Origin of the sequence: Lysinibacillus sp. NPDC096382, from assembly GCF_044762845.1 — a bacterium.
Classification (GTDB): domain Bacteria; phylum Bacillota; class Bacilli; order Bacillales_A; family Planococcaceae; genus Lysinibacillus.
This window is the reverse complement of the sequence record NZ_JBIWFC010000030.1, coordinates 1-15,626: the sequence shown is the minus strand read 5'-3', so window position 1 is coordinate 15,626 and position 15,626 is coordinate 1. Positions and strand designations below refer to the sequence as shown.

The 15,626-nt window shown below is 39.1% G+C and carries 10 protein-coding genes, 18 tRNA genes, 1 rRNA gene and 3 riboswitches; of the genes, 3 read left to right on the top strand and 26 right to left on the bottom strand.

Features of this window, described 5'->3' with window-relative positions:
* Positions 1–20 precede the first annotated feature (20 nt).
* Positions 21–122: riboswitch (purine riboswitch) on the bottom strand.
* Positions 123–488: 366 nt separating this feature from the next.
* Positions 489–2,312 carry an APC family permease gene (locus ACIQZA_RS24550; RefSeq protein ID WP_400941561.1) on the bottom strand — a complete coding sequence of 608 codons (1,824 nt, stop codon included), beginning with the start codon at positions 2,310–2,312 and terminating at the stop codon, positions 489–491.
* 177 nt (positions 2,313–2,489) lie between these two features.
* Positions 2,490–2,640, bottom strand: a riboswitch (cyclic di-AMP (ydaO/yuaA leader).
* Between the two features lie 788 nt (positions 2,641–3,428).
* Here ACIQZA_RS24550 and ACIQZA_RS24545 point away from each other — a divergent pair.
* A complete protein-coding gene (locus tag ACIQZA_RS24545; protein ID WP_402884486.1) occupies positions 3,429–4,694 on the top strand; it encodes an Nramp family divalent metal transporter in 1,266 nt (421 codons plus the stop codon).
* Positions 4,695–4,907: 213 nt separating this feature from the next.
* Here ACIQZA_RS24545 and ACIQZA_RS24540 read toward each other — a convergent pair whose 3' ends face one another.
* From ACIQZA_RS24540 to ACIQZA_RS24525, 4 genes are all read right to left on the bottom strand, one after another.
* Complete coding sequence (locus ACIQZA_RS24540) at positions 4,908–5,597, bottom strand: ABC transporter permease (protein ID WP_400941570.1); 690 nt, start codon at positions 5,595–5,597, stop codon at positions 4,908–4,910.
* Positions 5,590–6,513, bottom strand: coding sequence for an ABC transporter ATP-binding protein (locus ACIQZA_RS24535; RefSeq protein ID WP_402884488.1), 924 nt, complete (start codon positions 6,511–6,513; stop codon positions 5,590–5,592). The genes ACIQZA_RS24540 and ACIQZA_RS24535 overlap by 8 nt, the downstream gene beginning before the upstream one ends.
* 137 nt (positions 6,514–6,650) lie before the next feature.
* Positions 6,651–7,586: a sensor histidine kinase gene (locus tag ACIQZA_RS24530; RefSeq protein WP_402884490.1), complete on the bottom strand. Its 936-nt coding sequence runs from the start codon at positions 7,584–7,586 to the stop codon at positions 6,651–6,653.
* A 4-nt stretch (positions 7,587–7,590) separates the two neighbouring features.
* Positions 7,591–8,283, bottom strand: coding sequence for a response regulator transcription factor (locus tag ACIQZA_RS24525; protein ID WP_400941591.1), 693 nt, complete (start codon positions 8,281–8,283; stop codon positions 7,591–7,593).
* Positions 8,284–8,789: 506 nt separating this feature from the next.
* Here ACIQZA_RS24525 and ACIQZA_RS24520 point away from each other — a divergent pair.
* Positions 8,790–9,008 (top strand): hypothetical protein, encoded by a 219-nt coding sequence (locus tag ACIQZA_RS24520; RefSeq protein WP_402884492.1) that lies wholly within the window; start codon positions 8,790–8,792, stop codon positions 9,006–9,008.
* 117 nt (positions 9,009–9,125) lie between these two features.
* Here the strand turns inward: ACIQZA_RS24520 and ACIQZA_RS24515 are convergent, their stop codons facing one another.
* Positions 9,126–10,589 (bottom strand): amino acid permease, encoded by a 1,464-nt coding sequence (locus tag ACIQZA_RS24515; RefSeq protein ID WP_400941580.1) that lies wholly within the window; start codon positions 10,587–10,589, stop codon positions 9,126–9,128.
* An 87-nt stretch (positions 10,590–10,676) separates the two neighbouring features.
* Positions 10,677–10,853, bottom strand: a riboswitch (Lysine riboswitch).
* Between the two features lie 174 nt (positions 10,854–11,027).
* Here ACIQZA_RS24515 and ACIQZA_RS24510 point away from each other — a divergent pair.
* Entirely contained in the window at positions 11,028–12,236 is a 1,209-nt protein-coding gene (locus ACIQZA_RS24510) for a CynX/NimT family MFS transporter (RefSeq protein WP_400941583.1), read from the top strand.
* Between the two features lie 219 nt (positions 12,237–12,455).
* Here the strand turns inward: ACIQZA_RS24510 and ACIQZA_RS24505 are convergent, their stop codons facing one another.
* The 20 genes from ACIQZA_RS24505 to rrf all read right to left on the bottom strand — a co-directional run.
* Positions 12,456–13,502 carry a nitric oxide synthase oxygenase gene (locus tag ACIQZA_RS24505; RefSeq protein WP_402884494.1) on the bottom strand — a complete coding sequence of 349 codons (1,047 nt, stop codon included), beginning with the start codon at positions 13,500–13,502 and terminating at the stop codon, positions 12,456–12,458.
* Between the two features lie 406 nt (positions 13,503–13,908).
* A tRNA-Glu gene (locus ACIQZA_RS24500) sits at positions 13,909–13,980 on the bottom strand.
* A 1-nt stretch (position 13,981) separates the two neighbouring features.
* A tRNA-Asn gene (locus ACIQZA_RS24495) sits at positions 13,982–14,058 on the bottom strand.
* Between the two features lie 4 nt (positions 14,059–14,062).
* Positions 14,063–14,139, bottom strand: a tRNA-Ile gene (locus ACIQZA_RS24490).
* A gap of 9 nt (positions 14,140–14,148) precedes the next feature.
* Positions 14,149–14,222 (bottom strand) — tRNA-Gly (locus tag ACIQZA_RS24485).
* Between the two features lie 3 nt (positions 14,223–14,225).
* Positions 14,226–14,301, bottom strand: a tRNA-Phe gene (locus tag ACIQZA_RS24480).
* Positions 14,302–14,308: 7 nt separating this feature from the next.
* Positions 14,309–14,401 (bottom strand) — tRNA-Ser (locus tag ACIQZA_RS24475).
* 14 nt (positions 14,402–14,415) lie between these two features.
* A tRNA-Ala gene (locus ACIQZA_RS24470) sits at positions 14,416–14,491 on the bottom strand.
* Positions 14,492–14,506: 15 nt separating this feature from the next.
* A tRNA-Pro gene (locus ACIQZA_RS24465) sits at positions 14,507–14,583 on the bottom strand.
* A gap of 17 nt (positions 14,584–14,600) precedes the next feature.
* Positions 14,601–14,677, bottom strand: a tRNA-Arg gene (locus tag ACIQZA_RS24460).
* Positions 14,678–14,698: 21 nt separating this feature from the next.
* Positions 14,699–14,771 (bottom strand) — tRNA-Lys (locus ACIQZA_RS24455).
* Positions 14,772–14,792: 21 nt separating this feature from the next.
* Positions 14,793–14,867: transfer RNA gene (locus tag ACIQZA_RS24450), tRNA-Gln, on the bottom strand.
* A gap of 9 nt (positions 14,868–14,876) precedes the next feature.
* Positions 14,877–14,952: transfer RNA gene (locus ACIQZA_RS24445), tRNA-His, on the bottom strand.
* A gap of 47 nt (positions 14,953–14,999) precedes the next feature.
* Positions 15,000–15,073 (bottom strand) — tRNA-Trp (locus tag ACIQZA_RS24440).
* Between the two features lie 12 nt (positions 15,074–15,085).
* Positions 15,086–15,169: transfer RNA gene (locus ACIQZA_RS24435), tRNA-Tyr, on the bottom strand.
* An 8-nt stretch (positions 15,170–15,177) separates the two neighbouring features.
* Positions 15,178–15,250, bottom strand: a tRNA-Thr gene (locus ACIQZA_RS24430).
* Between the two features lie 7 nt (positions 15,251–15,257).
* Positions 15,258–15,333, bottom strand: a tRNA-Asp gene (locus ACIQZA_RS24425).
* A gap of 4 nt (positions 15,334–15,337) precedes the next feature.
* Positions 15,338–15,412: transfer RNA gene (locus tag ACIQZA_RS24420), tRNA-Met, on the bottom strand.
* 25 nt (positions 15,413–15,437) lie between these two features.
* Positions 15,438–15,513 (bottom strand) — tRNA-Val (locus ACIQZA_RS24415).
* 14 nt (positions 15,514–15,527) lie between these two features.
* Positions 15,528–15,626, bottom strand: a 5S ribosomal RNA gene (gene rrf, locus ACIQZA_RS24410); the annotation flags it as partial.

Sequence of the window (15,626 nt, the reverse complement as noted above, 5' to 3'; positions counted from 1 at the left end):
AAAACAACTTTTATGAGGTCTTCTAAAGCATTGCTACCCATAGTCGATTTATTTACGGTAAATCGGTAGAAACTTGCGAGCCATATTCTCGCTATTATATGAGTGAAATAATATTAAACTGTATCATCACCAAAACGTGTGGTTGATTTCCGTTCCGACTGGGCGCTTTCCTGGGGGCGTCCGATGAGCCGCTAATCCCCAAGGAGTCGCCCAGCCTCCACTCCAATCAACTAATTTACATAGTATACATTTTAACAAAAGTCATTCTCAACTTTTGGTGATGAACCATTAAAGAAATCCCTAATATTTATCACGCCTTGGCGTTATTTCCAAAAACGGCACTTTATTCGGTATGTGCTTATATCTCACACTAAACAAAGTTTGTATTTTCGGAATTTACTATTATTTCAGTAACTTTCGATTGTTAACGTTCGTGTTTTACAATCAACGTAATGATTATATCAGACTATTTTCGAGCTTGCTAGTCATTATTTTGATAAATGAAAGGGCACTGTCATAATGACGATATTTTTGTGAAATAATAGCGAAGCGCGAATTAATAGACTCGATTGATTGTGTAACATATGATGCCATCCTTTTTTCGGTAAAAACTGTGGAATAATAACTGTTACTTGATAGCCTGATTTCGTACATTGATGTTCAACTTTATCAATAAACTTCATCAACGGTTGTGTAATACTTCGATATGGTGAATAGTATGTTACAAGCCGTATATCTGGCTGCCAAGCTTTCCATTTCTCCTCAAACGCTTTTGCGTCCGCTTGATCGAAGGCCACATAAAAGGCAATAATTTTATCAACGTTTAATGTCTGCGCGTAATGCAAAGTGTTTTCTACTACTTTCGTAATACCAGCAACAGGGACAATGAAAACATTACCCTCCACATTCGGTAATTCCACATTATCTAATCTTAGCTGTTCACCAACTGTTTTGTAATGCTGTTTAATACGATGGAACGTCCAAATAATAATTGGTAAAAAGATAAACACTGGCCATACTTGAGGTAATTTTGTCACAAAAAACATCATGGCTACTATAAAGGAAATGATCGCTCCAACCGTATTGATCGTAAATTTAGCAAACCAACCTTTTGGCTTTTCACGCCACCATTTTCGCATCATTCCAGCCTGCGCTAAAGTAAACGGAATAAACACCCCTACTGCATAAAGTGGAATCAAATGCTCTGTTGTTCCATCAAATAAAAAGATTAAAACAATGGCAGCTAAACCAAGCATCATAATGCCATTTGAATAACCAAGTCGATCCCCGCGAATTTGGAATATTCTTGGGATAAATCCGTCCTTCGATAAATTGACAGCCAGTAAAGGAAATGCCGAATATCCTGTATTCGCAGCGAGTACTAATATCATCGCTGTTGTTCCTTGTACTATATAGTAAAAAATATTACGACCTACACTTGCCTCCGCAATTTGTGAGACAACCGTTTCTTTCGCATTTGGAGCAACTCCATAAAAATATGCTAGACTCACAATACCGATAAATAGCACTGCTAAAATACCGCCCATAGCCAGTAATGTTTTAGACGCATTTTTCGGCGCTGGATCTCTAAAATTTGGAATAGCATTTGAAATGGCTTCAACACCAGTCAAAGCTGAGCTTCCTGATGCAAATGCTTTTAATAATATAAATAAACTAATACCTGCAACTGGTGTACCGACCTTTGGATGTAACGCTGCAGGAACTTGCCCTGTTAGTACGTTATAAACCCCTACCCCGATTAACATTAGCATCACAATCACAAACAAATAAACTGGATACGCTAAAATGGATGCCGATTCTGTGACACCACGTAGGTTTAGAATCGTTAAACATATAACAAAAAACACAGCGATTACCACGTTATAGGGATGCAAACTTGGAAATGCCGAAGTAAGGGCATCTGTTCCAGCCGATACACTTACCGCAACTGTTAAAATATAATCGACAAGCAATGATCCACCTGCTACTAGACCTGCATTGACACCTAAATTTTCCCGAGAAACTACATATGCTCCGCCACCATGTGGATACGCATAAATAACTTGGCGATACGAGAAAATAAGTGCTGTCAGTAACACAACTACCCCAGCAGCAATCGGTAGAGAATACCAAAAGGCAACCGTACTTACCGTCATGAGTACAATTAAAATTTGCTCAGGTCCATACGCTACTGATGACAACGCATCAGAAGATAGTATGGCAAGTGCTTTTGTTTTACTAAGCTTTTGTTCCCCTAACGCATCAGATCTTAATGGTTTACCGATAATATAACGTTTTAATGAGGATTTCATATTCAACACCTTCTAGTTTCATAGAATGTGTTTCGCATTTCTAAATCGATTACACTTTAGCATAATCGGTTTTTGTGCCAATCACCGGGGCCTTGTTTTATAAAATGAAGATAAAAAAAATCTACAAGTCATCACTAAATAAGACTTGTAGACGCTCATTCGTCTGCCAAGCTCCACTTTTCTGCTCTTAACGCTTACGAGGTTAGCTGTCGGATTCGGGCCTGAGTAGCCCTACCCCTCAATAAATGAAGAGATTCACCCCAAGGATTACCTATGTAATCCAAAAAATTGGGTCCCCCGCGTCTAATTGCTTCAGCGATTTAGAAATTTGAAACTTTTATAATGATGTCATATTACGCCTGTATTAAAAAAAAGTAAAGATGAAAAAAACGGTTACAAAAAATTTTTTTTACTTGATATTTCGAATATTTTAATTACGTCTCACTACCATACGTGTGGTTGACTTCCGTTCCAACTGGGCGCTTTCCTAGGAAGCCGCTTCGCTTGCATTTCAGGGTCACCTCTATGAATTCCCACCGAGTCGCCTAGCCTACTCTATCATTCCTCAACTTCGGCATGATTCTTTATTATTTGAAGAATAACGCTTTAACTTCTTTCAGCAAATGTTTTCTGTAGCGAAAGCAAAGCGGCAGTTACAGTAATTTTCTGTAGCGAAAGCGAAGTGTCAGCTACAGACGTTTTTTGTGCCGAAAACGTAGCGTAGTTTGGACAACCGCTGAAAAGTTACCTAAACCTGCCATTCATCTTACCACCTATAGAGGAGGGAGACACTTGTAACTGCTGTCTCACTTTCGTTCCAATTGATGGAAGAAGTTAAAAGCCACCTTATAAGTATATTCCCTCTTTTAAAATGCCAAAGTACATTAATCCTTGGATCATTTTAAAATGAAGCGAATATTTTGTTATGATGCTTCAATACATTATGATACACAAACAAAATCAAAGTCCTTCACTAAATTAAAAACATTTCGGATTTAGAAAAACATTGAGCAAACTCCTTCACATTTTCTTCTTCTAGCTATAAAATAAGAATATAACATTTTCCTCTAGGAAACTTTATTTCACTTGCGATACTCTTTGAAACGAGGGAACAATATGGTTTACAAACAAATGAATAAATCGTCCGCTGAGGCGGTTTTAGATGGAGATATAAAAGGTTGGCGACGAATCTTACCGTTTCTTGGCCCAGCCTTCATCGCAGCAGTCGCCTATATTGATCCAGGCAACTTCGCAACAAATATAACAGCAGGTTCACAATATGGATATTTACTACTGTGGGTAATCGCCTTTTCCAATTTAATGGCGGTGTTAATTCAATCCTTATCGGCAAAGCTTGGTATTGCAACAGGCAAAAATTTACCCGAAATAGCACGTGAAAATTTTTCTAGAAAAACTTCTATATTTTTATGGATACAGGCTGAATTGGTCATTATTGCAACAGACCTAGCAGAATTTATTGGTGCTGCACTAGGGCTGTACTTGTTATTTAACATTCCAATGTTGCCTGCAGCGCTTATTACCGCAGTCGGCTCATTTGCTATTTTAGAATTACAGCGCAGAGGCTTTAGAGCGTTTGAGGCAGGTATTTCTGGCATGGTGCTTATTGTCGTATTAGCGTTTGCATTCCAAACATTTTTGGCACAGCCAAATTGGGTCGATGTAACAATAGGCATGTTCACACCACGCTTTGATGGTTTAGATTCTATTTTACTGGCAACAGGTATTTTAGGAGCAACTGTTATGCCACACGCTATTTACTTACATTCTTCACTAACTCAAAGTCGTATCATCGGCCGAAATGATGCTGAAAAAAAACGTATATTCCGTTTTGAATTTATTGATATTATCATCGCGATGATTGTCGCAGGCGCTATCAATATGAGTATGCTTATTATTGCTGCAGCAGTATTCCATACTCAAGGCGTAGTAGTTGAAGACTTAGATATCGCTTATAACGGATTAAAAGCAGCGCTTGGTCCGATGGCGGCCGTGTCCTTTGGCCTTGGGCTTCTTATTGCGGGTCTTGCTAGCTCTTCAGTTGGTACACTCGCAGGTGACGTTGTGATGCAAGGCTTCATTAGAAAGAAAATCCCACTCTATTTACGCCGTGCTATTACAATGCTACCTCCTCTGGTGATCATTGCATCCGGCGTTAATGCAACATTTGCGCTTGTCCTAAGCCAGGTTATTTTATCCTTTGGTATTGCATTTGCTCTTGTACCACTTGTGATGTTTACAAGTAAACGTACCATCATGGGAAGCCTCGTCAACCATCGTATTACAACTATATTAGGATGGATTGTCGTGGTGATTGTAGTCGTTTTAAATCTTTATTTATTATGGCAAACGGTATTTGTTTAATAAAATGCCAGACACAAAGACCTTCATTTGGTTTTGTGTCTGGCATTTTTACATGTAAAGGGCCTTTTCAGAACGTGGGGTGATTTCCGTTCCAACTGGACGCTTTGTTGTTGCTGCCGCTTCGTTTCACTGCGCTTTCGCACAGTTAAAACATTGTTGCTGCCGCTTCGTTTCACTGCGCTTTCGCTACAGAAAATAATTGCTGAAAGAAAGTTAAATATCTATCTTCTCTATGTTTCGGAATGATAAATAGGCCACGCTTATACCGATAATAGCTAACGTGATTGGGATGAAAATAATATCATACAAACTGAAGTTACCCGTATTTGATGAAACAACCGATACAATTAATATAGATGATACAATCGTTGCCGGAACAGAGTATTTTTTCATACCAAAATACAATGGTATTAATGCGATGCATGATGCTGCAACTGCATTCATGATCACAACGGGAATTCGTTGTATTATGAAAGAGAACGACAATGTATCTGAAAGCAGTTGGAAACTCTCACTAACAGTACAAAAAACCGCTGTTATAAAAATAGTCGATAAAATAATTGCACAAAAAGTAAAAAGAACAACAATGGCTAGCTTTGAAACAATTAATTTTTTTCTACTTAATGGATACATAAATGCTACAGTGATGGTTTTATATTTGAATTCTCCAATAATGAATTTGGCGATTAACACACTAGCAAAAATAATAAACACTGCTCTTACACCAGAATCTATAAAGCCAAATGCCGCCTGATAATTTCTGAGATCTTGATCCCCTTCTACTTTAGCAATAAATATAAGCATAAATATAACACCTAGTAATATAAAATTTGCAAAAACAGCTTTTTTTATATATGAACCAATATGATATTTTTTCATTTCTAGACGCATTAAATTAAGCACTAACTACACCTCCATTGATTAACTTCAAGAAATAATCCTCTAATGAGCTTGTTTTTTTGCTAATGCCCTCAATTTCAATATCATGCTCAATCAATGTTTTAGATAGCACCTTTTGTGAAGCTGTCGAATCATAAATTCGAATGCAATTGTCATCCATTAGTTTGAAATTAGTAATATTTAATTTACTTTCTATAATAAAGGCAGCCTTTTGCCCATTATTGACAATCACTTCAATATAATCTGTTTGACTACGATTGACAGCGTCCATTGAAACTTCCTTAATCAATCTTCCATCTTTAATAACCCCAACTGTATCTGCCAATTGTTCAATTTCACCCAAAATATGACTAGAGATAATAATCGTAATTCCATACTCTTTACAAAGCATCTTGAATAGTTCTCGAAGCTCTTTAATGCCAACTGGATCTAGTCCATTAATCGGCTCGTCTAAAATAAGTAATTCCGGCTTAGTAATAATTGCACGCGCAATACCCAACCGTTGTTTCATTCCAAGAGAAAAGTCTTTTACACGCTTATTCTCCGTATTTGTTAATTTTACTAAATCTAGAACATGCGCAATCTCTTTCTTGTCATAATAGCCCATATATTCGCAATGTAATTCTAAGGTTTCCTTTGCTGTTAAATCTTCATAAAAAATCGGGTATTCAATAATCGTTCCCATCCTTTTCAGCACGTCGAATGAGCGGTCCATTAATTTTTCACCAAAGATTTCAATATCTCCACTCGTTGGCTTCGTAAGGTTTGTTAGCATTTTCATAACTGTCGTTTTTCCGGCCCCATTAGGACCTAAAAAACCGTATATCTCTCCCTTTTTCACATGCATAGTCACAGCAGAAACGACTTCTTTCCCTTCAAACACCTTCGTAAGCTGATTTGTTTTCACAATATATGTCATGTAGATCTCTCCCTTAAATTTAGCTATCCTTATTATAAAAAATGAAACTCTCTAATTTATTACTTGATTCTTACAAATTTCTTAAGCGCAGAAAAAAAGCCTGTAAAGCTATAAAATTGCCCTACAAGCATGACTGCTCAATATGTCATTCGTTTTAAAGAAACTGTAAAAATGGTCTTCTCATATGGGATACTAGAAAGCTGGATGGAACCCTCCATTAATTCTACAAGACGTTTTGTAATGGTTAAGCCAAGGCCACTCCCTTGGAAGGATTTATTTCTGGAATCCTCAAGTGTATACATTCTCTCAAAAACATTATCAATATGATATTCGTCGATCCCCTGCCCACGATCCCAGACATCAATAAAAATATTCGTATCATCATTTCTTACTGTGAGCCCAATGATGTTTCCTGCTGCCCCATAGGCAACTGCATTTGACAGTAAATTATTCAAAACCCTATCTAGCGCTTCTTCATTGCCATGTGCATATGCGGATATCTCTGGTATTGCTATATCGATTTCTAGTCCCATAGATGTGATCATATCGTAAAATGATAAAATATTTTTGCGGCAAATTTCACTTACATTAATTTTCGTCATTGGATAATCTGTATCTCCTGCCTCCAATTTTGCCAGGTCAAAAAATGTATGGATTATTTTCAATACTTCCAATGTTTTCGAATGAACGCCAGTGAGCAACCGTTGCCGCTCCTCTTCATTAAGTGATTGCTTAAGCTTAAGCATTTCCGTATAACCTAGTACAACTGTTAAAGGCGTTTTAAGATCATGGGAAATATTAGACAACATCTTTTTCATAGAGCTTTCCATTTTTCGATGTGTCGCCAGTACTTTTTGGTTGTGGTCTAGCAACGCATTCATCGCAATTAATAGCTGCTGTAATTCATGATTAGCTGTCGATACTAAAATCTTCTCGCTCGATTGTTCGTTAATGATTGCTTGCAGTTTTTGATACATGTATTGAATCATAGCGTTCTGTTGTTTTTTTGCTCTCACCTGAAAAATAATAATACCTACAAGTAACACAATCATCAGTAATAGTAATATCATCATCTGTTTATCCTTCAAATTTATAGCCGATTCCCCAAAGTGTTTTAATATATAGAGGATTGGATGGATTGTCTTCAATTTTTTCGCGTAATCTTCTTATATGTACATTAATAATATTTTCATCCCCATAGTAAGCATCATTCCAAATCAATTGATAAATTTGCTGCTTTGTAAAAACTCGGTTACGATTTGTCACGAATAATTTTAAGATGCCAAATTCCTTTGATGTGAGCTTTATTTGCTGTCCATCCTTCTCAACTGAAAAATTAACAAGGTCAATCGATAAGTTGGCTATCTCGACAATATCTTTCTTCTCCTCTACTTGACTGGAGTATTTTGTAGCTCTACGAATTGCGGCCTTAACACGTGCCGAAAATTCCAGCATCGAAAATGGCTTCGCGATATAATCATCTGCCCCTAATCCTAATCCTAACGCTTTATCGACATCACTATCCTTGGCTGACATAATGATAATTGGAAGTGATGCTTGCTCTCGTATAATCTTTAAAACTTCTAATCCATTAAGTTTCGGAATCATAATATCCAAGATCACTAAATCAAAAGAATTATTTAAACAATTTTGTAATGCTTCTTCTCCATTTTCTGCAGAGGTGACAAGGAATCCCTCCATCGTTAAATAGTTTTCCACCATTTCACGAATAGCATCGTCATCTTCTACTAGTAAAATATGCTTTTGCACTATCATGCACCTCTTCCTAACATAAAGTAGTCTATATATGACTTGCCATTTCTATGTATCATCACCACAACGAGGGGTTGATTTCCGTTCTGGCTGGCGCTTTTGTTGCTGTCGCTTCGCTTTCGCACAGAAAAAACATTTGTTGCTGTCGCACAGATAACATTCGCTACGCTCCAGGGTCTCATCTGTGACGCTAATCCCAAAGGAGTCGTCCAGCCTCCACTCCATTTTATAACAAATTTATTACCCAAAATTTGGCGATGTGTTATTTATCTATCAGTTTACCATATTAAGGTTGTGCACCAAAAGTGGGGGACGATTTGAGAAACTAAAGTTCTCGACAGTAATGTTATCTGAAGACCTTTAAAATACAGAATTTGTAATACCGTCTATTAATTGGTATGTTTTCGGTAATAATCAAAATTAATTTAGAAAGGGCTGAAGAAATGACTTTTAGAAGGAATTACGGGTTTTTTTCTATAATATTTTGTATTATCGGGTTGTTATTGTTTTATGCTAGTTCATTAAGTGCAAATGGCATTTTCGGGATTTACTTTTATTTAGGTGCTCTACTTTGGGTAATGTGTATATATTTTGGGATATCTGGAATTCCAACAAAACAAACAGGTATTTCTAAATATTTAGGATTACTCATCATTTTACTTGTTCTTGTCATCTACGGATCGATGATTGCAATTATGGGGATAAGAGGTTTTGGCGCTTAAAGATTAATCGTTCACTTGGTGTATTTTGATTGTACGTCTAGAATTACAAATTTATTATTTAACTAAAAAAATTGCCCTGCAAGTCATTTTCTATGACTCACAGGACAGTTTTATTTTTTATTGTTCGACTTTTAAATCACAATGCTCTAATGGAAGCATTTTTGTTTTATGCTTAATTTTATAGCCCAACCATAACAGTAAAAACAGTGGAATACCGATATATGAGACAAGGACTCCGTACCAATCTATTGTTTCACCCATAAAGGCACTGTAGTTTTGTCCAATAACAACAATCATACAAACCGTAAAGGCAAATAGCGGGCCGAATGGGAATAGCCTTGCTTTATACGGCAATAATTTCGGATCTAAGCCTTGTACCTCGAATGCTCGACGGAAACGGTAATGGCTAAATGCAATACCTAACCAGGCAATGAAGCCAGACATCCCTGAAGCATTTAGAAGCCACATATAGACTACACCATCACCAAAGAATGAAGCTAAAAATGCTAGGCAGCCTATAGCTAAAGTCGCCAGTAATGCGTAAATCGGGATACCTCGACGGCTTAGTTTAGTGAAAATTTTCGGTGCATGTCCATCTACCGCTAATTGCCAAAGCATACGTGACGATGCGTAAAGCCCTGAATTCCCTGCTGACAGCATTGCCGTTAGAATGATTGCATTCATCAATGATGCAGCAAAGGCAATTCCTAAACGATCGAACACCAGTGTAAATGGTGAAACAGCAATATCTTCTGATAATAAACGTGCGTCTGTAAAGGGAATCAGCATCCCAATTGCAGCAATCGCTAAAATATAAAATAAAAGAATTCGCCAGAAAACAGACTTAACGGCTTTCGGAATATTTTTACCAGGGTCATCCGTTTCACCTGCTGTTATTCCAAGTAACTCTGTCCCTTGGAACGAGAATCCAGCAGCTAAGAAAATACCAAATGTAGCAAGGAGACCTCCGTGGAATGGTCCATCACTAATGAAGAAATTCGTAAAGCCTACAGGAGCTTGTCCTCCTAAAATACCAAAAATCATAAAAAAACTGATGATAATAAAAATGATTACTGTTACAACTTTTATCATTGCAAACCAATATTCACTCTCACCATAGCTTTTTACCGATAATAGATTGAACGTTAAAACTACAGCAATAAATAAAACAGTCCAAAGTGCTGATGAGCTATCTGGGAACCAATATTTCATAATTAATGAGACTGCAGAAATTTCCGCTGCAATTGTAATTGCCCAGTTGTACCAGTAGTTCCAACCAAGTGCAAAACCTAAAGCTGGATCTACAAATTTTGTAGCATACGTACTAAAAGAGCCTGATGATGGCATATAAGCTGCCATTTCTCCTAAGCTCGTCATTAGAAAATACACCATGATACCGATTAATGCATAAGCGAGTAGTGCACCACCAGGGCCTGCTTGCGCAATGGCACCACCACTAGCTAAAAACAGTCCTGTACCGATTGTACCGCCTAATGAAATCATTGTAATATGACGGCTTTTTAATTCTTTTTTCAGCTTCGGTGCTTTATGACCGAGCTGATTGACTTTTATTTCACTCACGATATAGCTTCCTTCCTTTTTTAAGAGGCGAAAAAAATGCCATCACATGAACGTTGCTGTGATGGCTAAGTAAATCCTCTGTTCCTTCAAAATGATAGCTCAACACGTTGTTCAAACGTGACAGTTCTGTTCCTTTCGGAGACAGCCCCAGCATAAGGTTTTCAAGTCCCCTCACACTTCGGCAGTATTTCCTTTCAGCTAATTTCTCTAATGCTTGTCATTTCCATTAACATACTCTTAAATACCGCGACCTCTACCTCAATACAAACATGAGGCATTAAATATTAAATTTATGATGGATATTATTTTAACATACGACCTATGGCATTTCAATATATCGATTAATATTCTATATTTTACGAATTTTCCACTATTTTTATTTGTATGATAAAGTGGTATAGTGATTCAATCAAATTGTTCTACCCAGGGGGGATTTATTTGACTACTCATGAACATACCGATACTTATCCTAGCAGAAAAATTAACTGGAAAGGCACAACCTTATTACTCGTTATCGGAGTAATTTGTATTGCCTCGACATTACGGATGCCGCTAACAGTTGTTGGACCAATTATTTCCTTTATTCGTGAAGACCTCGGCATATCCAATATACTAGCAGGCTTTCTAACAACGATCCCATTGCTAGCATTTGCAATCATTTCACCATTCGCTCCAGTTGTCGCACGTAAAGTTGGATTAGAATTAACATTATTTTTATCAACTGTTCTTTTAGGGGGAGGGATTGTACTACGCTCCCTTGGCACAACTAGTTTACTCGTATTTGGTACGATGCTAATTGGTATAGCCATTTCATTCGGTAATGTACTAATTCCAGGATTACTTAAATTGAAATTTCCCTATCACGTAGGTTTACTTATGGCATTTTTCACAATGTCGATGAATTTGACGGCTGGACTCGGTGCTGGCATTAGCTATCCTGTTGCCAATTCATCACTTGGTTGGCAAGGTGCACTGGCAATCTCACTTGTTCTTGTGGTGTTAACCATTGTAATTTGGATTCCACAGTTGAAATTTAATAAGCCTGAACCGACTGTTAAGACTACGAAAGAACGTACAGCATTATGGAAATCACCTGTTTCTTGGGCAGTGGCGGGAGCTATGGGATTTCAGTCATTATTATTCTACACAACTGCCGCTTGGATTCCTGAAATATATATATCACAAGGCTTAGCTGCAGATCGTGCAGGCTGGATGTTTTCCATCATGCAATTTTCACAAGTTCCAATGGCTTTAGCTGTGCCTATTTTCGCTAGTAAAATGACATCTCAACGTCCTCTCGTATTAATGTTTACGGTATTTTACTTAGTTGGCTTTATCGGAGTAGTGATGGAATGGACAAGCCTCGCTGTACTGTGGATGGTGCTACTAGGCTTAGCAGGGGGAGCTTCATTCTCATTAGCGATGATGTTCTTTACACTACGTACCCGTACAGCTTTTGAGGCAGCCGATTTATCAGGTTTTGCACAATCATTAGGATATTTATTAGCCGCAATCGGCCCAATCTTATTTGGTTATTTGCATGATTTATTTGGTGGCTGGAATATCGCTGGTTGGTTATTTGTTATCGTAGTATTGATACTTTTCTTATGTTCATTCAAGGCTTCTAAAAATGAATATGTAAATTAAAAAAGGCAGCTCATGATCTTATTCCAGCGGATGTTTAGACACCCGCTGAAATAGATCAATTATGCCTCGGCATAATTGCGTCCGGAATCGGAAAGGAGTTCTTTGTGCTTGCACAAAGAACTCCTTTCCGATTCCGTGACATCCGCCGGAGGCTTTAACTTCTTACAGCGGATGTTTGGACACCCGCTGTAAGAAGTTAAAGTGAGCTCCCTTTCTCTACTAATAAGGTGGTTTCTGATAAAAATAGTTCGGTGTATTGTAAACATTAACATAAGGTTTATGGTAAATATGAGTTGTAGCTGGTGAAAGAGGTGGAATCAGCCACGTCCAATTGCCTGTAACCTCACGATCCACTGCTGCTTCTGTTTCTTCAAACAATTTAAATTGCTGTGCAGCTGTATGATGATCTACAATGCTCACACCATCGTCTTTAAAGGAATGTAGAACGGCAATATTCAGCTCAACTAATGCTCGATCACGCCATAGAGAAGCCTGTTTGGTTGTATCAAGGTTGAAAATTTCTGCTATAGCGGGCAGCATATTATAACGCTCATGATCTGCTAAATTACGTGCCCCAATTTCTGTACCCATATACCAACCATTAAATGGGGCTGTCTCAAAATCGATACCTGCCATTTGGAAGCGCATGCTCGAAACAATCGGCACTGCATACCATTTTAATCCTAGCTTCTCTACTTGAGGAGATTCAGGATGACGAATCGGTACCTCTAGTACATATTCGCCAGGGATAGTAAACACTTGTGGTTCCCTTCCATCCACCTGTACAACGAGTGGAAGCACGTCAAATGCTGTTCCCTTACCTTGCCAGCCAAATGACTCACATACTTTTGTAAACTCAACAGAATGTGGATCACCAACGATTCCAGATTCCGTTTCATAACCAGCATAACGGATTAGCTGATGATTCCATACACGAACTCGCCCCGGTGCAAAAATCGTTATTGTTGGACGAATTTTCCCATCATTCGTTGCATATTGAATATGCTCAAGCAATGCGTTGAAAATATCCTCTTCTTTTGAAATATCTCGGGCATCAACAACATGCAGCGATTGCCAAAACAATCGACCAATACACTTATTACTATTGCGCCATGCTACTCGTGCGCCAAAGATTAATTCTTCCGTTGTCGGTATATATTCGCCTGCTGTTTTAATTTGCTGTAATTTATTTTCTAGCCATGTTTTAGACTCATTTTGCTCTACTAGATAAAGTTCTAAAAACCGCTGTACTTCATGTAAATTCATATCGAATTCCTCCATCTACCCTCATATTAGAGGAATGAAACTATAATCACCACGAAAAAATCTGCTAGAAAACATACATATTTTATATATGAAATACTTTGTTCAATATTTTATATCCTTTCTTCCATGTTTCTAAAACTAAAATTATTTATGGATTAGGGTTCCTATTTTGAGTAGACATTATAAAAATTAGGGGAAATTATAGAGGAAAAAACTATAGAGTATAGATTTGCTATTATAACGTTTTTTTATTCCGAAGTAGGTAATACACGAGACATTTTCAGCCACATTTGCAATTTTGTTTATCATTGTTACTACCTTCGCAGTATTAACGAATGGTGATCTTTGTTTGTCAGTATAGTTGGCATAAAAAAAAGCATGTTGCACGAACGTGCAACATGCTTGATGACCCGTACGGGATTCGAACCCGTGTTACCGCCGTGAAAGGGCGGTGTCTTAACCACTTGACCAACGGGCCTTGGCTCCGAAGGCAGGACTCGAACCTGCGACAACCTGATTAACAGTCAGGTGCTACTACCAACTGAGCTACTTCGGAATAATGGTGGGCCTAAATGGACTCGAACCATCGACCTCACGCTTATCAGGCGTGCGCTCTAACCAGCTGAGCTATAGGCCCATTATTTTTTGGAGCGGGTGATGAGAATCGAACTCACGACATCAGCTTGGAAGGCTGAGGTTTTACCATTAAACTACACCCGCAGATGGTGGGTCAGGACGGAATCGAACCGCCGACACTTAGAGCTTCAATCTAATGCTCTACCAACTGAGCTACTGACCCGGAAAAATGGAGGAGGTAGAGGGATTCGAACCCCCGCGCGGTGTTACCCGCCTGTCGGTTTTCAAGACCGATCCCTTCAGCCAGACTTGGGTATACCTCCGGAAAATATATAAATGGTGGAGCCTAGCGGGATCGAACCGCTGACCTCCTGCGTGCAAGGCAGGCGCTCTCCCAGCTGAGCTAAGGCCCCAACAATCAGGAAAGATGGTCGGAATGACAGGATTCGAACCTACGACCCCTTGGTCCCAAACCAAGTGCTCTACCAAGCTGAGCTACATTCCGATACTATTAGGCTTTTTTGGCGCGCCCGACAGGAGTCGAACCCATAACCTTCTGATCCGTAGTCAGACGCTCTATCCAATTGAGCTACGGGCGCATAATTTTTATAAAAACATGATGAGCCATGAAGGACTCGAACCTTCGACCCTCTGATTAAAAGTCAGATGCTCTACCAACTGAGCTAATGGCTCATATTAATATTAAGAAATGAATGGCTGGGGTACTAGGATTCGAACCTAGGCATGACGGAATCAAAATCCGTTGCCTTACCGCTTGGCTATACCCCAATTATTAAATGGGGCGACTGATGGGAATCGAACCCACGAATGCCGGAACCACAATCCGGTGCGTTAACCACTTCGCCACAATCGCCACTATATGTAATCACAGCAGTGTTTGATAACGAGTACCTCGAAACCTGGCAGGGGCAGTAGGAATCGAACCCACACCAAAGGTTTTGGAGACCTCTATTCTACCGTTGAACTATGCCCCTATTAAATAAAACTGGTGGAGGGGGACGGATTCGAACCGCCGAACCCTAAGGAGCGGATTTACAGTCCGCCGCGTTTAGCCACTTCGCTACCCCTCCATGGATGATGCCGGCGATAGGAGTCGAACCCACGACCTACTGATTACAAGTCAGTTGCTCTACCAACTGAGCTACACCGGCATAAAAATGGCGGTCCCGACCGGGATCGAACCGGCGATCTCCTGCGTGACAGGCAGGCATGTTAACCGCTACACCACGGGACCATTTTGGTTGCGGGGGCTGGATTTGAACCAACGACCTTCGGGTTATGAGCCCGACGAGCTACCACTGCTCCACCCCGCGATAATAAAGTGATTTATTTTAAAAATGGTGGAGGATGACGGGCTCGAACCGCCGACCCCCTGCTTGTAAGGCAGGTGCTCTCCCAGCTGAGCTAATCCTCCACATGGGTAAATAAGCGAAGCGACGTCCTACTCTCACAGGGGGAAGCCCCCAACTACCATCGGCGCTAAAGAGCTTAACTTCCGTGTTCGGTATGGGAACGGGTGTGACCTCT